The sequence below is a fragment of the Bacillus sp. Marseille-Q3570 genome, from assembly GCF_946151055.1.
In the GTDB taxonomy this organism is placed as follows: domain Bacteria; phylum Bacillota; class Bacilli; order Bacillales; family Fictibacillaceae; genus Pseudalkalibacillus.
Window position 1 is genome coordinate 1 of the sequence record NZ_CAMGYZ010000042.1, and the last position, 1,201, is coordinate 1,201.

Annotated in this window: 9 tRNA genes and 1 rRNA gene; all 10 read right to left on the minus strand. The window is 51.5% G+C overall.

What is annotated here, in order from left to right:
• Positions 1-124 precede the first annotated feature (124 nt).
• Positions 125-200: transfer RNA gene (locus N8M93_RS22600), tRNA-Ala, on the minus strand.
• Positions 201-212: 12 nt separating this feature from the next.
• Positions 213-289 (minus strand) — tRNA-Pro (locus N8M93_RS22605).
• 5 nt (positions 290-294) lie between these two features.
• Positions 295-371, minus strand: a tRNA-Arg gene (locus N8M93_RS22610).
• A gap of 29 nt (positions 372-400) precedes the next feature.
• A tRNA-Leu gene (locus tag N8M93_RS22615) sits at positions 401-489 on the minus strand.
• A 4-nt stretch (positions 490-493) separates the two neighbouring features.
• Positions 494-568: transfer RNA gene (locus N8M93_RS22620), tRNA-Gly, on the minus strand.
• Between the two features lie 3 nt (positions 569-571).
• A tRNA-Leu gene (locus N8M93_RS22625) sits at positions 572-657 on the minus strand.
• A 22-nt stretch (positions 658-679) separates the two neighbouring features.
• Positions 680-755, minus strand: a tRNA-Lys gene (locus N8M93_RS22630).
• A gap of 143 nt (positions 756-898) precedes the next feature.
• A tRNA-Thr gene (locus tag N8M93_RS22635) sits at positions 899-974 on the minus strand.
• Positions 975-989: 15 nt separating this feature from the next.
• A tRNA-Val gene (locus N8M93_RS22640) sits at positions 990-1,065 on the minus strand.
• A gap of 9 nt (positions 1,066-1,074) precedes the next feature.
• A 5S ribosomal RNA gene (gene rrf, locus N8M93_RS22645) occupies positions 1,075-1,190 on the minus strand.
• Positions 1,191-1,201: the final 11 nt, after the last annotated feature.

The window sequence follows — 1,201 nt, forward strand, 5'->3', positions numbered from 1 at the left end:
CTGAGCCAGGATCAAACTCTCCAATAAAGTGTTTGATTGCTCATTAAATGTAAATTGATTCAGGGTTCTTTTTAAAAAGACCCGTTTCACGCTTGGCTTTTGTTCAGTTTTCAAAGAGCTGAAATGGTGGAGCCTAGCGGGATCGAACCGCTGACCTCCTGCGTGCAAGGCAGGCGCTCTCCCAGCTGAGCTAAGGCCCCATATCAATCAAATGGTCGGGAAGACAGGATTTGAACCTGCGACCCCCTGGTCCCAAACCAGGTGCTCTACCAAGCTGAGCCACTTCCCGTTATATGGCGCGCCCGAGAGGAGTCGAACCCCTAACCTTCTGATCCGTAGTCAGACGCTCTATCCAATTGAGCTACGGGCGCACTTTATATGAACTTATCTGTTTCGAAAATGGTGCCGAGGGCCGGACTTGAACCGGCACGGTAGTCACCTACCGCAGGATTTTAAGTCCTGTGTGTCTGCCAATTCCACCACCCCGGCATCATGGAGCGGAAGACGGGATTCGAACCCGCGACCCCCACCTTGGCAAGGTGGTGTTCTACCACTGAACTACTTCCGCATGTGGTGCGGGTGGAGGGACTTGAACCCCCACGTCGCAAGGACACTAGATCCTAAGTCTAGCGCGTCTGCCAATTCCGCCACACCCGCAATACTATATCGTTAAAGAAAATGGTGAGCCATGAAGGACTCGAACCTTCGACCCTCTGATTAAAAGTCAGATGCTCTACCGACTGAGCTAATGGCTCAAGTAAAATGAAGCTTACTCACCTTTATGTCCCTTCCTCTACAAGATAATCCTATTGAAGAAGGCTGTGTCGGGACAACTCATAGCTAATTCATGTAGCTTTGTGTTCGTTGCTCTACCGACTGAGCTAATGGCTCGTAAAAGTGGTGCTGGCCAGAGGACTTGAACCCCCAACCTACTGATTACAAGTCAGTTGCTCTACCAATTGAGCTAGGCCAGCAAAGTAAAATGAAAATGGTGGAGGATGACGGGATCGAACCGCCGACCCCCTGCTTGTAAGGCAGGTGCTCTCCCAGCTGAGCTAATCCTCCGGTATGTAAGCCCGGCGACGTCCTACTCTCACAGGGGGAAGCCCCCAATTACCATTGGCGCTGAAGAGCTTAACTTCCGTGTTCGGCATGGGAACGGGTGTGACCTCTTCGCCGTCGTCACCAGACTGTATGAAGT